The organism is Anaerosporobacter faecicola, from assembly GCF_012070565.1.
GTDB lineage: Bacteria > Bacillota > Clostridia > Lachnospirales > Lachnospiraceae > Anaerosporobacter > Anaerosporobacter faecicola.
Genome location: NZ_JAAQRO010000034.1, coordinates 1 through 20,424 on the forward strand (window position 1 = coordinate 1; position 20,424 = coordinate 20,424).

At 36.2% G+C, this 20,424-nt stretch carries 15 protein-coding genes; 12 read left to right on the forward strand and 3 right to left on the reverse strand.

Annotation, left to right across the window (positions count from 1 at the left end):
* The first annotated feature begins 145 nt into the window (after positions 1 to 145).
* From HBB17_RS15100 to HBB17_RS15135, 8 genes are all read left to right on the forward strand, one after another.
* Positions 146 to 1,045, forward strand: coding sequence for a LysR family transcriptional regulator (locus tag HBB17_RS15100; RefSeq protein WP_167958348.1), 900 nt, complete (start codon positions 146 to 148; stop codon positions 1,043 to 1,045).
* Positions 1,046 to 1,172: 127 nt separating this feature from the next.
* Positions 1,173 to 2,390 (forward strand): peptidylprolyl isomerase, encoded by a 1,218-nt coding sequence (locus tag HBB17_RS15105; protein ID WP_167958349.1) that lies wholly within the window; start codon positions 1,173 to 1,175, stop codon positions 2,388 to 2,390.
* 534 nt (positions 2,391 to 2,924) lie between these two features.
* On the forward strand, positions 2,925 to 6,683 hold the full coding sequence (locus HBB17_RS15110; RefSeq protein WP_167958350.1) for a phosphoribosylformylglycinamidine synthase: 3,759 nt from the start codon (positions 2,925 to 2,927) through the stop codon (positions 6,681 to 6,683).
* A gap of 226 nt (positions 6,684 to 6,909) precedes the next feature.
* Positions 6,910 to 7,869, forward strand: coding sequence for a D-alanyl-D-alanine carboxypeptidase family protein (locus tag HBB17_RS15115; protein WP_167958351.1), 960 nt, complete (start codon positions 6,910 to 6,912; stop codon positions 7,867 to 7,869).
* Positions 7,870 to 8,255: 386 nt separating this feature from the next.
* On the forward strand, positions 8,256 to 9,110 hold the full coding sequence (locus HBB17_RS15120; protein ID WP_167958352.1) for an AraC family transcriptional regulator: 855 nt from the start codon (positions 8,256 to 8,258) through the stop codon (positions 9,108 to 9,110).
* 30 nt (positions 9,111 to 9,140) lie between these two features.
* A complete protein-coding gene (locus HBB17_RS15125) occupies positions 9,141 to 9,893 on the forward strand; it encodes a nitroreductase family protein (RefSeq protein WP_167958353.1) in 753 nt (250 codons plus the stop codon).
* Positions 9,894 to 10,204: 311 nt separating this feature from the next.
* Positions 10,205 to 10,792, forward strand: a complete 588-nt coding sequence (locus tag HBB17_RS15130; RefSeq protein ID WP_167958354.1) for a hypothetical protein — start codon at positions 10,205 to 10,207, stop codon at positions 10,790 to 10,792.
* Between the two features lie 9 nt (positions 10,793 to 10,801).
* On the forward strand, positions 10,802 to 12,844 hold the full coding sequence (locus HBB17_RS15135) for a methyl-accepting chemotaxis protein (RefSeq protein ID WP_167958355.1): 2,043 nt from the start codon (positions 10,802 to 10,804) through the stop codon (positions 12,842 to 12,844).
* Between the two features lie 212 nt (positions 12,845 to 13,056).
* Here the strand turns inward: HBB17_RS15135 and HBB17_RS15140 are convergent, their stop codons facing one another.
* Positions 13,057 to 14,364, reverse strand: coding sequence for an LCP family protein (locus HBB17_RS15140; RefSeq protein WP_167958356.1), 1,308 nt, complete (start codon positions 14,362 to 14,364; stop codon positions 13,057 to 13,059).
* A gap of 397 nt (positions 14,365 to 14,761) precedes the next feature.
* Between HBB17_RS15140 and HBB17_RS15145 the strand changes: the two genes are divergently transcribed.
* The 3 genes from HBB17_RS15145 to HBB17_RS15155 all read left to right on the forward strand — a co-directional run bounded on the left by HBB17_RS15145 (position 14,762) and on the right by HBB17_RS15155 (position 17,807).
* A complete protein-coding gene (locus HBB17_RS15145) occupies positions 14,762 to 15,343 on the forward strand; it encodes a helix-turn-helix domain-containing protein (RefSeq protein WP_167958357.1) in 582 nt (193 codons plus the stop codon).
* A 132-nt stretch (positions 15,344 to 15,475) separates the two neighbouring features.
* Positions 15,476 to 16,309 (forward strand): AraC family transcriptional regulator, encoded by an 834-nt coding sequence (locus HBB17_RS15150; protein WP_167958358.1) that lies wholly within the window; start codon positions 15,476 to 15,478, stop codon positions 16,307 to 16,309.
* A 169-nt stretch (positions 16,310 to 16,478) separates the two neighbouring features.
* Positions 16,479 to 17,807, forward strand: a complete 1,329-nt coding sequence (locus tag HBB17_RS15155; protein ID WP_167958359.1) for an MATE family efflux transporter — start codon at positions 16,479 to 16,481, stop codon at positions 17,805 to 17,807.
* Between the two features lie 68 nt (positions 17,808 to 17,875).
* On the opposite strand, the gene HBB17_RS15160 is transcribed toward HBB17_RS15155, so the two are convergent.
* Positions 17,876 to 18,637, reverse strand: a complete 762-nt coding sequence (locus HBB17_RS15160) for a MerR family transcriptional regulator (RefSeq protein ID WP_167958360.1) — start codon at positions 18,635 to 18,637, stop codon at positions 17,876 to 17,878.
* Between the two features lie 285 nt (positions 18,638 to 18,922).
* Between HBB17_RS15160 and HBB17_RS15165 the strand changes: the two genes are divergently transcribed.
* On the forward strand, positions 18,923 to 19,510 hold the full coding sequence (locus HBB17_RS15165) for a hypothetical protein (protein WP_167958361.1): 588 nt from the start codon (positions 18,923 to 18,925) through the stop codon (positions 19,508 to 19,510).
* Between the two features lie 138 nt (positions 19,511 to 19,648).
* Here HBB17_RS15165 and HBB17_RS15170 read toward each other — a convergent pair whose 3' ends face one another.
* Entirely contained in the window at positions 19,649 to 20,365 is a 717-nt protein-coding gene (locus HBB17_RS15170; protein ID WP_167958362.1) for a sulfite exporter TauE/SafE family protein, read from the reverse strand.
* Positions 20,366 to 20,424: the final 59 nt, after the last annotated feature.

Below are 20,424 nucleotides of genomic sequence, written 5' to 3' on the forward strand. Positions count from 1 at the left end.
AGGAGTCATATGTTAACGTTAGAAATACCGAAGGGATTTCTAACGTCTATTGTAAAAGATGGAAGAATAAAAAAGAAATTCCGAAGGAATTTCAAGGACTTACACGAAGTGGAAGTCCGAACTCCGACAGAAAGGTAAATGTGATATGGATATTAATTACGAATTATATAAAGTCTTTTATTTTGTGGGTAAAACATTAAGCTTTTCAGAAGCTTCCAAGGAATTGTTCATCTCTCAATCTGCAGTTAGCCAATCAATCAAGGTATTGGAAAAGAGATTGAACCAGACGTTGTTTATTCGGAGTACGAAACGTGTTAAATTAACAAAGGAAGGCGAGATGCTTTTTAAGCATATAGAACCAGCGATTAATTTAATTAGCCGAGGGGAAAGTCAGATTATGGAGGCTGGAACTTTGAACGGGGGACAACTTCGAATCGGTGCCAGTGATACAATCTGTCGATATTATCTTGTTCCATTTCTAAATGATTTTCATCAGAAATATCCGAAAGTGCATATTAAGGTTACAAATGGGACATCGTTGCAATGCGTGGAGCTACTAGAAACCAATCAAGTGGATCTAATCGTTGTGAATTCACCAAATAGCCGTTTGAATAGCATTAATAATGTAACAGAAGTAGGGACATTTCGCGATGTATTTATCGCCAATAAGAATTATTTTCCTACGGTGGACCGTGAGATGACATTGACCGATCTGAGAAATTACCCAATTCTTATGTTGGACAAACATTCTACCACAAGTGAATTCCTTCATAGTTTGTTCTTGCAACAATCCATTGATTTAGCGCCTGCAATTGAACTAAACAGCAATGATTTATTGATTGACATGGCAAGGATTGGATTAGGAGTAGCATTTGTACCAGATTATTGTGTGAATAATCTGAAACATCAAGACAATGATGATATGATCATACTCAATATGAAAGAAGAATTGCCAATGAGAAAATTGGTTGCAGCGTATAGTAATCAAATACCATTGACGGCAGCATCCCAGTATTTTTTGGATCAATTAGCAGGTCAGGAATAAAAAGTGTAGATTTTGTGAATTTCGGTAATCAACTTGACGAAAGAGTTAAAGTTATATAGAATGTTCTTTGAACTAACATAAGAAACAGAAAGTTGTTTCATTAATAAGATCATATGGAGGAAATAAAGTGAATAAGTTAAAGAAGGTAATGTCTCTAGTACTTATGGTTATACTTGTATGTAGTATGGCCCTTACTGGATGTAGTAAGAAAAAATCAGATTCAAACAATACAAATGAAAGTACAGTTGATACAAGCATAAAATATAAAAAAGAGGATTTAGCGTTAACCATTGATGATGAGAAATTAACAATGGCAGACATGCTTTACTATATCTATTCTTATGAATCACAGATCAGCTATATGGATCAGATGTATCAGTACTATTTCGGAACAGGATACTGGGATATGGAAATCGAAGAAGGTAAAACAATCCGTGATGACTCCAAAGAACAAGCTATGGACACAGCAATTCGTTATGAAGTGTTATACCGTGAAGCCATTAAGAAAGATTATAAATTAACAGATGACGAAATCAAAGAAATTGAAACGAATACTGCTTCTATCATGGAACAAATGTCAGAGGAAGATAAAAAGTTAACAGGATTTACAGAAGAATCTGTTAATGAAATCCAAAAGAAATGGGCAATCACTGACAAATACTATGGTGATTTAATTGATTCCTTTGATATTGATGATGATGCAATCAAAGCAGGTATTGATAAAGAACAGTACAAAGAATACAGTACAGAGTATATCTATGTAACAACTGTATCAAAAGACGAAGAAGGTAACGCAACTCCATTATCTGATGATGAAGTAAAAGCTGCGAAAGAAAAGATTGATGCAATCTATGAAAAAGTAAAAGATAGCAAGAACTTAGAAGATGGTATTGAAGATGGGGATACAAGTGTAGATTACACGGATCTTTCTTTCTTACCAAATGATGAGAATGAACAAACAAACAAGACCTATATGGAAGAAGCCATGAAGCTTAAAAATGGTGAGATAAGTGGTGTTGTTGAAACAGATGAAGGATATTATATTATTAAGATGGTAGATGACAGTGCAACAACAAGCTATGATGAAGCAGTTGATACTGCAATTCAAGAAGCTGAAGAAGCACGTTTTGAAGAAGAGTTCAAGACAATTAAAGCTGCTTACAAAGTAGAAGTGAATGATAAGATCTGGGATAAAGTTGTTATGGGAAATAACACAATCTTACCTACAACAGAAGAAACTACAACAGAAGATGCAGGAACAAGTGATATATCCTTATCACCTGATACTGCTTTAGATGATGGAGAAGAAGCAGATACAACTACAGAGGAATCTGGAACAAACTAGTTAGATGAAATTTTGTAATGAGATCCTGTAAGTTGAATGGAGCGTATAATGGATTATAATATCACGTTCCTTTTGTAGACAGGAGATAGAAGAGAACTCTCTATAGGTGGTAGAATTTGAGAACAGAATTCTACACCATATAGGGGGTTCTTTTTCATATAGTTGCTCATCAAACTAAATCCTGTATTACATGAGATAAGCTAATGCTTGTGCAAATTAACGAAAGAAAGTTTTACTAAGGGCTTTTGACACCCTAATCATAATAGGAAAGTCCTCCAACTTACCTATTGTATAACCCTCCGTGGGGATGCGCACTCACACATGAGGTAGATGTCAGCAGAAGCTGCTGTGCTCGGCGCGGAGAACAAAGTGTAAATATTTTAGCTGATAAATGAGTTTTTCTATAAGGAAACCTAATTAGTAAATTGAATTATATTAATTTTATTTATAAAACACGGTATGGTATAATGAGTTTAACGGTAACGATTGCAGAATACTGTAGGATACAGTTAGATCAGAAAGGTTAGGTAAGCGATGAGTAACGTAAAGAGAATCTATGTTGAAAAGAAAGCACCATACGCAGTCAGAGCAAAAGAATTAAAAGAAGAGATTAAGAGTTATCTTGGAATTAAGGGATTAACAGAAGTTCGTGTATTAATCCGTTATGATATTGAGAATTTATCAGAAAAGACATATAACAAAGCATTAGGAATTGTATTTTCAGAGCCACCAGTGGATTACTTATATGAAGAAGAATTTGAGAAAAATGCAGAAGATAAAGTATTTTCTGTTGAATATCTGCCAGGACAATTCGATCAAAGAGCAGATTCTGCAGAACAATGCGTGAAGTTATTAAATGAAAAAGAAGAACCAATCATACGTTCTGCTACTACATATGTATTATCAGGAACGATTACGGAAGAGGAATTTGATCGAATCAAAGCATACTGTATCAATCCAGTAGATTCAAGAGAGAATAACGGAGCAAAACCAGAAACGTTAGTAGCGAAGTTTGATGAACCAGCAGATGTGATTATATTTGATGGTTTTGCAACGATGGAAGAAGATAAATTAAATGAATTATATAGCTCACTAAATCTAGCGATGACATTTAAGGATTTCCTTCATATTCAAAAGTATTTTAGAAAGGAAGAAAAAAGAGATCCTTCTATGACAGAAATCCGTGTATTGGATACGTACTGGTCCGATCACTGTCGTCATACAACATTCCTTACGGAATTAAAGGATGTAGAATTTGAAGATGGCTACTATAAAGCACCAATCGTAGCTTCTTATAACCAATATACAAAGGATCGTGCAGTCATCTATAAAGGAAGAGATGATAAGTACATTTCTTTAATGGATATTGCGTTATTAGCAATGAAAAAGCTTCGTGCAGATGGCAAATTAGAAGATATGGAAGTATCTGATGAAATCAACGCTTGTTCTATTATCGTACCAGTTGAAATCGATGGTAAGGAAGAAGAATGGTTGGTATTCTTTAAGAATGAAACACATAACCACCCAACAGAGATTGAACCTTTTGGTGGAGCAGCAACTTGTCTTGGTGGAGCAATTCGTGATCCATTATCAGGAAGAGGATATGTATACCAAGCAATGCGTGTAACAGGTGCAGCAGATCCAACCGTATCTTTAAAGGAAACATTAGAAGGAAAACTTGCACAGAGAAAGATCGTTACAGGTGCTGCTAAAGGATATAGCTCTTATGGAAACCAGATCGGATTAGCAACAGGACTTGTTGACGAAGTATATCATCCAAATTACGTTGCAAAGAGAATGGAGATTGGTGCTGTTATGGGTGCTGCTCCAAGAAGAAATGTAATTCGTGAGAATTCTGATCCAGGTGATATTATCATCTTATTAGGTGGAAGAACAGGACGTGATGGTTGTGGTGGAGCAACAGGTTCTTCTAAGGCACATACAACAAGCTCTATTGATACTTGTGGTGCGGAAGTTCAAAAAGGAAATGCTCCTACCGAAAGAAAGATTCAACGTCTATTCCGCCGTGAAGAAGTAAGTAGCATTATTAAAAAATGTAATGACTTTGGTGCAGGTGGTGTTTCTGTAGCAATCGGTGAATTAGCAGATGGATTACACATCTTTATGGATAAAGTACCTAAGAAATATGCTGGTCTTGATGGAACAGAATTATCAATCTCCGAATCACAGGAAAGAATGGCAGTTGTAGTAGATAAAAAAGATGTCGACAAGATGTTAGCATTTGCAGCAGAAGAAAACTTAGAAGCAGTAGAAGTTGCAGTTGTTACAGAAGAACCAAGACTTGTTATGATCTGGAGAGACAAAGAAATCGTTAATATCAGCCGTGCATTCCTCGATACCAATGGTGCGCATCAGGAAGCAAAAGCAATTGTTACCATGCCTTCCAAAGAGGATAACTTCTTACAAAAAGAAGTAACGGTAACGAATATGAAAGAAACATGGTTAAATCTTCTTCATGATCTTAATGTATGTTCGAAAAAAGGTCTTGTTGAGATGTTCGACAGTTCCATTGGTGCTGCAACAGTAACCATGCCTTATGGTGGTAAATACCAGTTAACGCCAATTCAAACGATGATCGCCAAACTTCCTGTATTAAAAGGAAAATGTGATACGGTAACAATGATGAGCTATGGATTTGATCCATATCTATCAAGCTGGAGTCCATACCATGGTTCTATCTACGCAATTATATCTTCCGTTGCTAAGATTGTTGCATGTGGTGGTGATTACTCCAAGATTCGTTTCACATTCCAAGAGTATTTCAGAAGATTAGGAACAGATCCAAAACGTTGGGGCGAACCAATGGCAGCTTTATTAGGTGCATATGAAGCGCAGATGAAACTTGGATTACCTTCCATCGGTGGTAAAGATAGTATGTCTGGTACATTTAATGATATTGATGTACCTCCAACATTAGTTTCCTTTGCAGTAGATGTAGCAAAACAACAAGATATCATTACTCCTGAATTCAAGAAAGCAGGAAGCAAGATCGTAAAATTCAATATAGCAAAAGATGAATATGATCTTCCTGTATTCGAACAAGTAATGGAATTATATACACAGATTACAAAGTTAGCAAATCAAAAAGTATTATTATCTGCTTATGCATTGGGATGCGGCGGTGTGTTAGAAGCAGTAAGTAAGATGGCATTCGGTAACAAATTAGGCGTTACTTTATGCGATCGTGTGAAAGCAGCAGATTACTGCAAGTCAGAATATGGTTGTATCGTTGCAGAAGTTGCAGAACAAGATTTAGACAAAATCACAGCTGTATATGAAGTAATTGGAGAAGTTACAGAGCAAGCAGCATTCCAATATGGTGACACCGTAATCACAATGGAAGAAGCACTTGCATCTTGGACAGATACATTAGAAAAAGTATTCCCAACCGTATCCGAAGGAGAAAATGGTTCCTTAGAAACAAAATTATATGATGCGAAGACAATCTATACAGCAAAGAGTAAGATTGCTAGACCACAAGTATTCGTTCCTGTATTCCCAGGTACAAACTGTGAATATGATGTAACCAAAGCATTTGAAAAAGCAGGTGCAGATGTATCAACGGTTGTATTTAGAAACTTAAGTGAAAAGGATATTACAGAATCTGTTCAAGCCTTCACAGAAGAAATCAAGAAAGCACAAATCATCATGTTCCCAGGCGGATTCAGTGCAGGAGATGAACCAGATGGTTCTGCCAAATTCATTGCCTCTGTATTCCGTAATGAAGCAATCAAGGAAGTGACGAATGATCTGTTAAAACAAAGAGATGGTCTTGTACTTGGTATCTGCAATGGTTTCCAAGCATTGATCAAATTAGGATTGGTACCTTATGGTGAAATCACAGATATTACAGAAGATACACCAACCCTTACAACAAATCGAATCGGACGTCACATTAGCAAATCCGTCTACACAAAGGTTGTTACAAACAAGTCCCCATGGTTAATGCAAGCAGAACTTGGTGGCGTATATACCATTCCTGCTTCTCATGGAGAAGGAAGATTTGTTGCAAATAAGGAGTGGTTACAGAAATTATTTGCAAATGGTCAGGTTGCAACACAATACGTTGATGTCAATGGAAATCCATCCATGAATGAAGACTTTAATCCAAATGGATCTTACTGTGCAATCGAAGGAATCACAAGCCCAGATGGTCGTGTTCTTGGTAAGATGGCACATTCAGAACGTATCGGTGATGGCGTTGCTATGAATATCTTTGGTAACCAAAATCAGATGATTTTTGAATCTGGCGTTGCTTACTTTACAAAATAATAGAAAGAGTAGAGCTGTTGCAAACACATAAGAGGTTTGCAGCAGTTTCTTTTATAGAGGTTCGGGTGTCAAAAGCCCTTATTTATTTTGAGGTCCGTTAATTTGCACAATTTAAGTTTGTCTTACATGTAATACAGGACATAGTTCACTTCGGGCACGTTCGCGCCCCGCTGAAGTTCGGCTTTTGACACCCGAACCATAGAGAAAGAAAAGAGGAGTTCTACCGATGATAAATCATAAGAAATCATATAGGCGTATCTATGTGTGGATTTGTTGTTTGCTAGTACTTGTACTTCCATTCAGGGTAGTACAGGCGGCAGGCTTAAAAGCACCTTCTGATTTGTCCAGTCATCATGCGTATGCGGTTATTGATGGAAAATCAGGAGAGTTACTTCTTGGAGATGAGGAGAATGAGAAAGTCTATCCTGCAAGTACAACCAAGATCATGACCACAATCGCTATATTGGAACAGAAAGGCGTAAATCTGAATAAGAAGATTAAGATTACATCTTCAATGCTAAAACAAGTACCTTCCTGCCTGGCACAGTATGGTTTGAAAGCAGGTCAGGTATATACTTTGAATACGTTGCTCCATATGACGTTGATCGCTTCTCATGGGGACGCGGTAATTTGTGCAGCCATTGCCACATTTGGTTCGGTCGATAAGTGTTTGGACGCAATGAATGATAAAGTAAAGGAATTAGGATTAACGAAGACACATTTTGATAATCCTGCAGGGTTAGATATAGGAGATGGATATAATGAAAATTATACCACTGCTTATGAAATGGCACTGATCACGCAATATGCCATGAAGAATAGTACAATAAAAACGATTGTAGAGAAAGCAACCTATAAGGTAAAACAAGCAAATGGAAAAGCAGGAAAGAAGATTGAAAATACCAATCGCTTTTATTCAGAAGTTTCTTACCCAGAGGACTTATATACCATCATTGGAACGAAAACAGGAACAACCAATGCAGCCGGGTATGTATTTTCAGCAACGGCGGTGGATGCTCAGGGGCATGAGGTAATCTGTGTCTATATGGGAAAAAAGAGCATGGAGAAAACATTTCTTGATATTCGAGCTTTATTGAATACTGTTTTTTATGCCCAAGAGGATGGAATCCTATCGTTAGCAGAGAAAAAAGGGGAGAAAGAATGGATTACCTATAAATCAAATTAAATAGTTTCTTCTGTTGCAGTAAGAAGCATGTATTGTTAAAAAGAAACAAGGGAATGGAAAAGACGAAAGAATATTTGGTTGAAATGTTAGAAAAAATGAAAAAAGAAAAATAATACAGAAAAACTTTCGTCTTTTTTGTTATAAAAGAGATAAAAATAGGAAGAAAGATTTACATGCTGATTCCATATAAGCATGCTATAATATTTTTAATTAAGATTCGTATCTGTTTGTACAAACAGAAGAATATGACGTGCAAAGAGAAGCTTAATATACGAGCATAAGGAAAGAGTCAGAAGTTGATTCTTTTTTTGTTGCTTTTTTCTATTAGGAAACTTTTCTTTTGATAGGGTGGAATTGAAAGAAGAATGGAGGTGTTTGTGTTGCAGATGGAAATCGATTTTCCTTGTGAAACATTAAATCCAACCGTATATTTTGTGTGCAAACAAAAAAGAATAAAAGAGTGTATCTATCATGATCATGATTTCCCGCAGATCAGTGTGATTCTGTCAGGTAAAGGAAAATATCTGATTCAAGGAGAAGAATATGCAGTAGAAGCTGGAGATATTCTTTTTCTTGATGCGAAGACAAAGCATCATAATATTGTAACGGATGTCAAGAATCCAATGGTGGAATTCTTTGTGGGATTTTCGGATATACAATTCTATGATATGCCGGAGAATTCCATTGAATTTGGTGTAAACCCGAAGATTATGCATATGAAAACGCATATGAAGCAAGAGGTGAATAAGATTTGCTATGAGATGTTGGCAGAATACCAATCGGGTCAACCTGGAAAAGAATTCATGATGAAGGCGTATATGTCTCAGTTGTTGATTCAAATTGTACGTGGTTTACTTGTAAAAGTGAAAAAAATGGAAGATACCTCTTATGAAACGTATAATCGGAGTTATGCAGTACGGCGTATTATCAACTATTTGAATGAGAATTATGAACAGCGGATTTCTTTGGAGCAAATTGCGCATAATATGTACCTTAGCCCTGTATACATATCTAAGATCTTCAAAGAAGAAACTGGAGAGTCTCCAATCAACTACCTGATCAAGATACGGTTGGAGAGAGCCAAAGAATTTTTGCAGACAAGCAATGGTAGTAGTATTAAGAACATAGCAAAGCAAGTTGGTTATGATGATGTGTATCATTTTAGTAAATTATTTAAGAAATATTATGGAATATCTCCGCTGTATTATAAGAAGAATATTAGAGAAAAGATGAATGCATAGGTAGGAAGGAGTTATGGAACCAAAATGGATATGTACGAAGCTATATGGAAAAGAAAATCAATTTATCATTATTCAATGGAGGCACTTGATGAACAAATGCTTCGGAATATTCGTACATTTTTAGAACACCAGATTTTATTGCAGGAAAATTGGAAAGTAGAGTACGGCTTACTAAGCCGATGGGATGAGAATAAGACAGCGAAAAATGATCTTGGGGTAGAAGCACCGTATTACCTTGTTATCTATGAAAAAGAGGAAAAGGAATATTATCTGAATGGTGGTTACTTGCTTGGACAATTGGCTCTTTATCTCACTACCAAAAACATTGGTAGCTGCTTGATCAATATGAACTTTGGAAAGCGCAACAAAGAGTCAAAAAAGATTATTGCTGCTTTGGCATTTGGTAAGCCAAAGACAGGTTCTTTGTTAGACTTTCATAAACCGAAAAGGATTGGAATTGATTACTTATGTGTATTCAAAGAAGAAGTAAATCAAGACATTAAGCTGATTATGAAAGCAGCAAGTGTAGCACCATCTTGTATGAATAGCCAACCATGGCGCTTTGTTGTCTATCATAATCGCATTCATATATTCCTAAAGAAAGATCGTGTCATTCGAAAATGGTTCCATTCGGAGCAGATGATCGATATTGGATTCATGCTTTCCAACTTATTGATGGAAGCAGAGAATCTATGGCTTACAACAACGATACAGCGTATGGACGTCGTATCTGAAAAACAGGTGAAGAATTATGTATATGTATTGAGTGTTGTTGTAGAATAGAAGTTTAGGATTAATTCGAATAGAATTCTATACTTGTATGAATATAGTAAGGAAGAGAAAACCTAATGATCATATTGATTATTAGGTTTTTTTTGCATGCAAATTAACACATCGTTATTAAGGGGAGTCTCTATAGGGAACTTTCATACAGCGTTAAGAAATTCCGCATGATAGAACTTGTAGCTAAATTTTGTATACTAAAAAGATAACGTGTATTTTGAAAAAAAGTTATTGTATTCTTATTGATAATTCGGTATCATATTAAAGTATCAATTGAAACTATAAAACATATTAGATGAAAGGAAGTTAGAATGAACAAAAGAAATATAATGGTGGGATTCTTAGGTGTTGTACTACTTTCCAATGTATTCGTTGGATGTAGTAATAATAAGATCTCACAAGACTCGATGGGGGAGACAAATTACTATTCAGTATCAATTGATGGGGACAAGTTTTATTATTCTGCAGAAGATGAAAATGTTGTAGAAATATCGAAAAATGCGAGTGAATTCATCACTGTAGCGGTAAAGAAAGATTATACAAATCCGGAAGTGATGAAAGAGTATGATTATTATACGAAAGAAGTTAAGGAAGCATATTTATCAGATGGAAGACCTGAAATTGCATTAGAATCGCTCCAAAATTATCAATTGAAGGTTGAAGTCAATGAGGTTACACTTCAAAAAATTGAGTTTTATACTTTGAACGGACAAAAGACAGCTTCGGTTACGATTGATTATATAAGTACCATCACGAATTCTACACCAGAATATTTGGAAAGTTTGGCGATACAGGCAAATACCAAATATAAACGTACGATGACCATAGTTATGGTGCATGAAGAGGAACTATGGAAAGTATCTACGTATTCTCTAACTGCTAGAGAAGAAGTGCAATAAGGAGATTTGATGATGAGTAAAAGAAACAAACAAAAGGATATGAGCAACCCAAATAAGAACATCTATAAAAGAAACAGTAAGTGGACAATGCAAATTAAAATAGTATCATTAATTCTGGCATTGCTTATTGTCATTGCAACTACAATAAGTAGCTTGGTTTATTTGCAATCAAAAGCTATTATAACCAGTTTTTTAACATCAAGCGTTGATGATAAGATTGCAATAATAGATAATAAACTGAATTCATTAACGGAAACTACAGAGAAGTTGGCGGATATTATATTGAATTCAGGCAAATTGAAGTCTACCATAACAGCGGAACAAGAACAAGAATTATATACTTATTTTGAACAATTTTTGAATGTATATCCGGAAATTGTAAATTTGATTTTTAGTAGAGCTGACTGTGTATATATATATCCATTGAATGCAAGTGTATCAAATCAAGTACCATCTCAAGCCTCCTGGTACACAGATCGATTAAGTGAGCCAACGGAATCAAACTGGAAAGAACCATACATTGATGCTGCGACAAATCAGTGGATTGTAACCTATTACAAAAGAGTAGTTGAGAATGGACAAATTATTGGATTTATAGAAATCGATATATCATTAACACATATTATAGAACTTATAAACTCTGTTAAGTTAGGTGAACAGGGATATCTTTTTGTAACGAACTATGATGGAGTCATTGCCATACATAATATCGAAGAATTAATTGGTAAAGATATTCCTGATGAAGAATTACGAAAGAAAGTGAGTGAATCTGCTGACGGGCAATTTGCTTATGAATCTGTTAAAGAATCAAAATATGTTAAGTTTAAAACACTGAATAACGCAATTGAGTGGAAGGCAATCTCAATCATGCCGGAAAAACATTTATATAGTGTAACTTCAAGTCTACTATTAAAGATCATTCTATACATTTCAATCGTGTCTATATTTACTATTCTAATAAGTATTATTATTGTTTCAAGAATAGTAAGAAATGTTAAGAAATTAAATACTTGTATTAATTATCTAGGACAAGGAGATTTGACTGTACAATGTGATGTGAAGACAAGTGATGAGATTGGAGAGATGGGAACAGTATTTAACCATTCGGTTCATAAAATGAATACCCTTATTAAGAATACCCAGTTGTCTTGTCATGATATGTTGGCTGAGTTTAAAAAGATGGATGTCATAGCCAAAGAGAGTGCAGATGCAACACATCATATTACAGAATCTATTGCTGAAATGTCTATGGGAGCACAAGAACAAGCGAGCGAAACGGAGCATATTGTTCGTGAATTTGATGAAGTATCTTCTGCTATGCAAGAAATCTCAGAATCAATCGTTACATTAAATAAGCAAGTGGAATATACACAAACAACAAATGAAGGTGGATTACAAGTTGTTAAGAATCTTCTTTTAGCTACAGAAGAGACAAATCAGTCAACAGATAAAGTACGTAATTCCATTCATGCAATTTCTAATACGTCTGTTGAAATTGATGCGATTGTACAAGTAATTAATGAAATAGCAGACGAAACAAACTTACTCGCTTTAAATGCTAGTATTGAAGCAGCTAGAGCAGGAGAAAGTGGTAAAGGTTTTGCGGTAGTCGCAGATCAAGTAAGAAAATTAGCTGAAAATTCTGCTACTTCTGCAAATGATATCAAGTTATTAATCGATACCATTAAAACACAATCTAAAACAGCAGTTGCAGAAATGGAACTTGCGAAAGAAAATTCGATTATACAAAATGAGGCTGTTGCTGAAACAGAAAAAACGTTTGATACCTTGTATACTTCGGTAGAGACTCTTGGAAAAGACATAAACAAGATTGGTGATTTGAATAATCATATGATTTCTTTAAAGGGAGAAATGGAAGATATCATTTCGAACTTGGCAGATAAGGCAGAAAAGAATTCAGAAGTAACACAGGAAATATCCTCTACTACAGAAGAACAATTAGCGATTATTTTGAACTTGGAAGATGCATCACAAACTTTAACAGCTTTAGCGAAGCAAGTTGAAGACGAGATGAATCAATTTACAACGTAAGATAAGAATAGAGTGATAAACCAATTCTGTCATTAATAAAAGATGGATAAGGCAAGCAACGAGCCAAAGTCCAAGTTTACTTGAGACCTTGGCGACTGCCGCCATAACTATGATAAACTCGCAAAGCGTGTTTATCATAGTTGTGTGCCTAGCGACACACATTGATAATGGTAGTAAGTCAAACGTATTGTTTCATACGCATGTATAGTTAATTAGTAGCGAATTGAAGTATGAATGGTACTTAAATTGACTTGGGCTTCTTCTGGTGTGTCACCATAGATCGTTTGATAGAGATCTAAGATGTTGGCATCCCAATCAAGTACGATTGGCCAAGTGGTACCATTATATACTTTAGGAGATTCATAGGCACCGTCGATTGGTAGGGATTTCATATTGATTTGCGAAATCCGATAGTCAACAACGGCATTGAGTAAGGTCTCTATCTGCGCTGTGGTCAGATTTGTTGTAATATAACTTAAACAAGTGTCGGTTGTTTGAAACAACTTAATGATATTCTGGTCTTTATATTCTTGGAAAATAGCATCCAAGACACGACGTTGACGTAAAGTACGTCCAAAATCATTATTCACTCCATCATAGGTAGGTACTTTTCTTACACGACAATAACCGAGTGCTTGGTTACCATTGAGAAGGTTGATTCCTTCTTTTACATTACGATACGCTTTGTTAGAAATGTAATTCGTTGTATTGAGGTAATGTGCTTCTTTTGCGCCTAATTGAATCTCAACACCGCCTAGGATATCAACAACGTTTTCGAAATCTTCAAAATTAACAGAAGCATATCCGTCAAGATGGATCTTATAATTTTCTTCAATGGTATCTCTTAGTAGTTCGATGTCACCATGGGCATAGGCTGCATTTAGTTTCGTTTCTTTCCAACCAGGAACCATGACATAGGAGTCACGCATAAGGGAGGTAAGATGAATGGATCGTGTTTTGGTATTAACGGAAGCAATCATCATAGTATCTGTATTCCTTGCATTCCCAATCTCTTCAATACCAATTAATAATACATTGGTTACATAGTCTTCTTGTCTACCAACGGGATTCCTTGTATTCCATGCGTAATTTCGATCTTCTTCGAATTCTTTTGTCTCCGTATTATCCGTGGTAGCTGCTTTCGTTGTTACAGCAGGAGCAGAAGCTTTTTGTACGGAATCAGAAATATAGTTGGCAAGAATCTTTGTTACAAGGTGATTTCCTGGTTTGGTGAAAACGAGAAAACAGGCGAAAAGAATTAGACAGCTAAAAAATCCACCAAAAATTTTAAGTCCCAGATGTCGTTTCTTCTTGACGCCTTCTTCTTCAAACTCATCATTCGTATCATAGTAAGGGTATTCGTTTTGATTCCATTCGTTTGAATTCGTTCCATCAAGCTGTTCATTCACTTGCTGGCTTAAGGAACTCATAATATCATAGGAATCCTCGTCAAAATCTAAATCGGTCTGTATCTTAATTTCTTGAAGATTATTGGAATCTTCGTTATTCTTTGTATTCATAATTAATTATTCTCCTAATATGAGAGATGGTATGGTATCACGAAATCTCTCTGCATCTGACTTGTTTTGCGATTCTATACTATTTAACCACAAAATCAAAGAAAAAGCACTATAAACTATTAGAAAAAATTATAAAATATTCTTATGAAAATCTTATGAAATCCTTAAGTTTGCTTATTGATATCTTTTTTTGGTATTTCATAGTGAACCAGAAAGTTGTTTTAGAGGAAAATAGGAAATGAAAAGGAGATTTCATTGATTGTATAGAAAATGCTACAAACTCTACGAAACGTGGATTGTTTTTTTTGTTAATTAACCATAAGATAAGAAAAAGGGGAAAGTCACCTTATGAATTGTTATGGTATAATGTATTAAAAACAGTCAGGAGGAAAACGATATGGATTGTGCAAAGGTAGGAAGTTTGATCCTGCAACTTAGAAAAGAAAAAGGCTATACACAGAAAAAACTAGCGGAGTGTATGAACCTTAGTGATAAGACGATTTCCAAATGGGAACGGGGACTTGGTTGCCCAGATGTGTCATTGCTTCAGGAACTAGCAGATGCACTTGGTGTTCCTATTGAGCAGATCTTATCTGGTGAACTTGACGAGAATGAATTAAGTGGAGGCAATATGAAACGAATACGATTTTACCGATGCCCTAGCTGTGGCAATATTATGACCACAACTGCAGATGCAGAGATCAGCTGTTGTGGAAGAAAACAAGTACCTATGAACATACAACCAATGGATGAAGACCATAGAATTCAGATTGAAACGTTAGATGATGAATTCTATATCTCCTTTTCTCATGAGATGACGAAGGAACATTATCTGGTATTCCTTGCTTATGTAACTTGTGATCAGGTATTTCTGAAAAAGTTTTATCCAGAACAAGGGAATGAACTGCATATACCAAGAATGCGTGGTGGTTGTTTCTATGTGTGTTGCAGTCAACATGGATTGTGGAGAGTGAAATAGAAGATGAACTTGTATTTTGCATGGTTTTGTACATAAAAAGAAAGAAGATATTGTGCATATCCATGTATATACGGTGAAATGTTTAGATGGTATAACATATAAGAGTACTATTTTACAAAGAGGTGAGATAATATGATCATGAATGAAATGGTAAATCGGGCCATTACCTATATCATCCAGCATATTGGTGAAAATCTTACAATCGATGATGTAGCAGAGCATTGCCATTTTTCAAAATACTATTTCTCAAGGGTTTTCAAGGAAGAAACGGGAGAGAGCATCTATTCCTTTATCAAGCGAGCAAAGATGGATCAAAGTGCCTTCCGTCTTAAGGTAGACCGAGACCGAAAAGTAACGGATATCGGCTATGATTATGGGTATAGTCCCTCCAATTATAGTTCGGTGTTTCGACAACAGCACAATGTGTCTCCTGCAGTATTTCGAAGAGGGATTGAAGAACGTTCTTGGTCTCACCCATTTTATCCGAAGGCAGCAGTTGAGCGAGAAACATTTGAGGAATGTAATAAGAAAGTGTCAATCGTTACAATAGAAGATCAGTTTGTTATCTATGAGAGGAAGATTGGAAATTACTATGATCTAGGGAAGGAATGGTCTGCATTCCTCACGAAGTATCAGGCATATCAAACAGAACAATCCATGCTAATTGAAAGAACCTTTGATGACCCATCGATTACCGATGTGGACAAATGTCTCTACGATATCTGTATGAGTGTGGGGAAAGATTGTACGCTTGAGAATACCTGTGTAATACAGGGAGGAAAATTCGCGGTATATCATTTTAAAGGATATCCAAGGCAAATCTATACGGCTTATCAAATGATGTTTCAGGTGTGGTTGCCACAAAGCAAGCATCGAATCGATAAACGATACGGATTTGAGCAGTATCTGGAAGTGAATTGCGATGATATGTATATGGTTTCGGATATCTATATCCCGATTGAATGAAAGTACAAGCTATAAGACAGCAAGAATTCAGAAGATTAATTTTACACTCTTTTCTATAATGAAACCTGTTCACAAATGAAAGCATTCTGATCTGGTATTCGTGATGCGACGAATAGATGAATGATGTGGAATCGCTTGCAGATGAGTTTCTTGAGAAAGGGGTAGTAGAATGGATTTAGAAAAAATACGAATGAATAAGGTGAAGATGATCTTACAGTTTTCCATACCGTCCATCATTGCGATGGTATTGACATCTTTGATCACGATTGCTGATGGATACTTTACTGGAAATTATGTAGGGAAAGAAGGAATTGCAGCCATCAATCTAGGCTTGCCAATCGTGTATCTGTATCTTGGACTTGGACTGATGGTTTCCATTGGTGGTTCTGTAATCGCAGGAATGGCACTTGGCGCTGGGAATAAAGAAAAGTGCAATGCCGTATTCAGTCAGACAATGCTGACCACGGTAGTGATCTCCTGTCTTGTTAGTGTTGTTGTATTCGTGTTGTTTCAGCCACTAATGGATATCTTTCGTGCAAAAGGAGAGGTAGCAACATATTTTCGTCAATACTATAGCATCATATTAATTGAAATGCCACTAACGGTTATCATGAATTCCTTTGGTATGTTTATCCGAGGGGAGGGAAACCCAGAGTATTTTATGAAGATCAGTGTAGGAAATGTAATTGGAAATGTTGTATTGGATTACGTCTTTTCCAGTTGGTTGCATCTTGGAATTCGTGGAATTGCTTTAGGTTCACTAATCTCCGTCAGTATATGTATCCTTTGTATCCTACAGTATTTTCTACGTCGCTCAAAGGTATACAAGTTTAGAAAGTTTACATTTTCAAAAGAAGTATTTATAAGTACATTGTTGAACGGAAGTTCAGAATTCATAGGAGAGATGTCCATGTGTATTACCATGTTCGCATATAATTATGTGATCATGAAGGACATTGGTGTCGACGGAGTGACGGCATTTACGATTGTTGGATATGTTTCATACATGTTTAGCATGATCTTAATCGGGTTTGGACAAGGATCAAGTCCATTGATCAGTTTTGTGTATGGGGCAAAAGAGAAGGAATTGGCTAAGGAGATTCGAAAGCAGACGAACAAATTCGTCTTTGGCGCAGGCATTGTAGTAATTATACTTATGCTATTGACTTCTGGCGTATATAGTAGAGTATTTGTTAAGAATGAAGAAATACAAGAAATGGTACAATCAGGGATCTGGATCTTTATCTTATCCTTCCTGTTTTCTGGAATTAATACGATAACATCCTTCTACTTTACCTCAATTGGTAAAGCGAAAGAGTCGGCAATCATTTCTTCCCTACGGGGCTTGATTCTGTTGTTGATCTGTATTCTTATTCTACCAAGCTTGTTTGGAATGACAGGTGTGTGGTTAGTAGCACCTGTTACAGAATTCTTGACAGTGATCTGTAGTCTAGGGTTTCTTCATAGAGAAACATCCGTTACTGCTATAATGGAATAGTTGTTTTGGTAATCGTTCTCCTATCTCATGGATTTTCAAGGGATAGGAGAACGATTTGTCTTACGATATTATCTGCAATAAATCGCAATCGCATCACGTAGAAATGTGGTACATCCAACGGCGATTCGGTCATAGTATGCGGTAAATTTTGGATTGATCACATAGCTCTCTGCTAATGCCTTGTGGGCTTCCTTCGTGTAGGTACCGTCTTTCCAATACATACAAAGCCATTGTCGATGAAGATCACACGCTTTTTGTGCGACTTCACTTGCTGGATCACCAAGTTCAAATGCGGCTTTCAGTGTTTCATTGATTAGATTGCTTAATTCTTCTGTTTTGCTCCATTGTTCTTTGCTCATTCCTTTTATTTTGGCATAAGAAGCTTCAATCTGCTCATCACCAAAGCGTTCACGGATTTCTTTGCCGTAGGATTGTTCGTTTTGGTCAATCAAATTTTGCTTGAAGCCTTCGAATTTTTCTGCATCATTCATTGTTGTTTCCCCTTTCCAGGTTTGAATTGTTTTCTTTATGTTATGGATTAAGGCTTCTAATTGAACTTTTCGTTGTAAGAGTAGGAGTAGTTGATCTTCCAATTCTTTTTCCTTATTCAGATCAGGGGTTGCAAGGATTTCTTGAATCTTTTTTAGTGAAAGACCTAGCTCACGATAGAAAAGAATCTGTTGTAATTTATCGACTTCTTCAGAACGATAGATTCGATAGCCATTACCAGCAATACGCATGGGTTGCAATAAGCCAATCTCATCATAATAATGAAGAGTTCGTATACTGACGCCCGACATCTGTGCTAATTCTTTGACAGTGTATTCCATGATAATCCTCCTTTCGAAAGGTGTATCTGCAAGCTTTTATTTTGCAATGCGCAATGCAATCACCCTTTTCTAGAATTATAGAATAGGTCGAAGAATGCGTCAATATAAATGCTTTGGCGTATTTTGTCCAGGTCCTAAAACCATGTATAATAGAAAGAGTATCTATTATTTGTCGAAATACTTCTTATGGTGTATAATGGAAAAAATATAACCCTTGCAATAATACGATGTAAGTATGTCGAGCGGAGAGGGTAATATGTCATAATTTGCAGGAGGTATTCGAGTATGCCATGTCCAGAAAAATTCATGGAATCCCTAATAAAGTTTCAGGTAGATGAGGAGGTTATCGCGCAGATTAACGAAGGATTTGAAGGAATTGTAAGTAAAACACCAAAGAAAATAAAAGCGCAATACTTTAAACGTGCCATTGACATCATGACGGAACAAGTAGAACCACAGAAAATGCAAGAGCTATTGGAGTGGAATGCTTGTTGCAAAAGTGGGGCAAGAGAGAAAGCTTCCAAAGCATTTGCAAAAGAACAGGTACACAGTAGCTTAGCAGAACGATTGGAAAAAATCAAGGATGTACCTTATATGGGGAATCCTGTTTTGAATGCAGATGGAACCATTACGGTAAATGCTTTAAGCTGGTCAGATGGGGAGCACTATTTGTGCGCCTGCTCAAATTTTAGTGGCCTAAAGCGAGATTACAGGGTATCAAAGAATTATTGCTATTGTTGTGCAGGACATTTCAAATATCATTATGAGATCATGTTAGGTGTGAAGCTGAAAACAGTAGAGATCATCTCTTCACCATTAGATAGTGATGGGAAAAATCCATGTGTGATTCGGTATGCAATCGTAGGGGAGTAATATTCGGCCTCCTGCCTCAGCTCAGGCTGGCTTGGCCTCCGTGCCGCGCCTTCCTAGTTGTATCGTACACATTAAGAACTGCTAAGATGCTACGCTACTGTTTCTTAGTCATACTGCACCAAATGATAAACCTTGCAGTTATATATTATTAATAAGTAAAGCGACGCCGGATAGTATTAGTAGGATTATTACGAGTCTCTTTACTGTTTTTTCTTGCATATGTTTGCTGCATACCATTCCTGCTCCTAATCCTAGTAGCATGAAAGGGATTAAGCTGGCTGCTTGTCGGATTACATGTAAGGTTAGGATACCCCAGATCGTATACAATACAATGCGAAATGTATTCTCTATAAGGAATACGATGCAGATATTGGCTTTAAAGGAATGGCTATCATCGGTGACACGGTTTATGTATGCACCAAGTAGTGCACCAATACCATATAGCCCACATAAGAGTCCGGATAATATGCCAATGATTCCAAGTAATAGCTTAGATTGTTTCACTTTCTTCGTGTGAATTTCTCGTAGAAGCATCTCAATCCCAATCAGTATGATAATGATGCCAAAGATCGTCTTAATAACAGAGGTATCTACATTTTTCAGAAAGAAGACTCCAGGAATACTTCCAAGAAGGACGAATACTGCTACAGGTACGCAGATCTTCCATTGAATTGATTTTCGTTCCTTCCATGCTAAGATTGCATTTGTAGGATAACCTAAGAGCAACTCAACAGGAGAGATATTTACGTTATTGTTATGAAAGCTTAGTATGGTGGTAAATACTAAAGTATTAGCAAATCCACATAGTCCTTTAACAAAAAATGCGCATAGGGTTGCAATGATCCAAGTTATCATGGTTTATCCTCCAAGTGTATTGTATCTTCAGGGGTAATGGAAGTGAGGCCACTTCGAAT

Coding starts and splice junctions, on each gene's coding strand:
- HBB17_RS15100 (WP_167958348.1), top strand. CDS start 146: ATGGATATTAATTACGAATTATATAAAGTCTTTTATTTTGTGGGTAAA.
- HBB17_RS15110 (WP_167958350.1), top strand. CDS start 2,925: ATGAGTAACGTAAAGAGAATCTATGTTGAAAAGAAAGCACCATACGCA.
- HBB17_RS15115 (WP_167958351.1), top strand. CDS start 6,910: ATGATAAATCATAAGAAATCATATAGGCGTATCTATGTGTGGATTTGT.
- HBB17_RS15120 (WP_167958352.1), top strand. CDS start 8,256: ATGGAAATCGATTTTCCTTGTGAAACATTAAATCCAACCGTATATTTT.
- HBB17_RS15125 (WP_167958353.1), top strand. CDS start 9,141: ATGTACGAAGCTATATGGAAAAGAAAATCAATTTATCATTATTCAATG.
- HBB17_RS15130 (WP_167958354.1), top strand. CDS start 10,205: ATGAACAAAAGAAATATAATGGTGGGATTCTTAGGTGTTGTACTACTT.
- HBB17_RS15135 (WP_167958355.1), top strand. CDS start 10,802: ATGATGAGTAAAAGAAACAAACAAAAGGATATGAGCAACCCAAATAAG.
- HBB17_RS15140 (WP_167958356.1), bottom strand. CDS start 14,364: ATGAATACAAAGAATAACGAAGATTCCAATAATCTTCAAGAAATTAAG.
- HBB17_RS15145 (WP_167958357.1), top strand. CDS start 14,762: ATGGATTGTGCAAAGGTAGGAAGTTTGATCCTGCAACTTAGAAAAGAA.
- HBB17_RS15150 (WP_167958358.1), top strand. CDS start 15,476: ATGATCATGAATGAAATGGTAAATCGGGCCATTACCTATATCATCCAG.
- HBB17_RS15155 (WP_167958359.1), top strand. CDS start 16,479: ATGGATTTAGAAAAAATACGAATGAATAAGGTGAAGATGATCTTACAG.
- HBB17_RS15160 (WP_167958360.1), bottom strand. CDS start 18,637: ATGGAATACACTGTCAAAGAATTAGCACAGATGTCGGGCGTCAGTATA.
- HBB17_RS15165 (WP_167958361.1), top strand. CDS start 18,923: ATGCCATGTCCAGAAAAATTCATGGAATCCCTAATAAAGTTTCAGGTA.
- HBB17_RS15170 (WP_167958362.1), bottom strand. CDS start 20,365: ATGATAACTTGGATCATTGCAACCCTATGCGCATTTTTTGTTAAAGGA.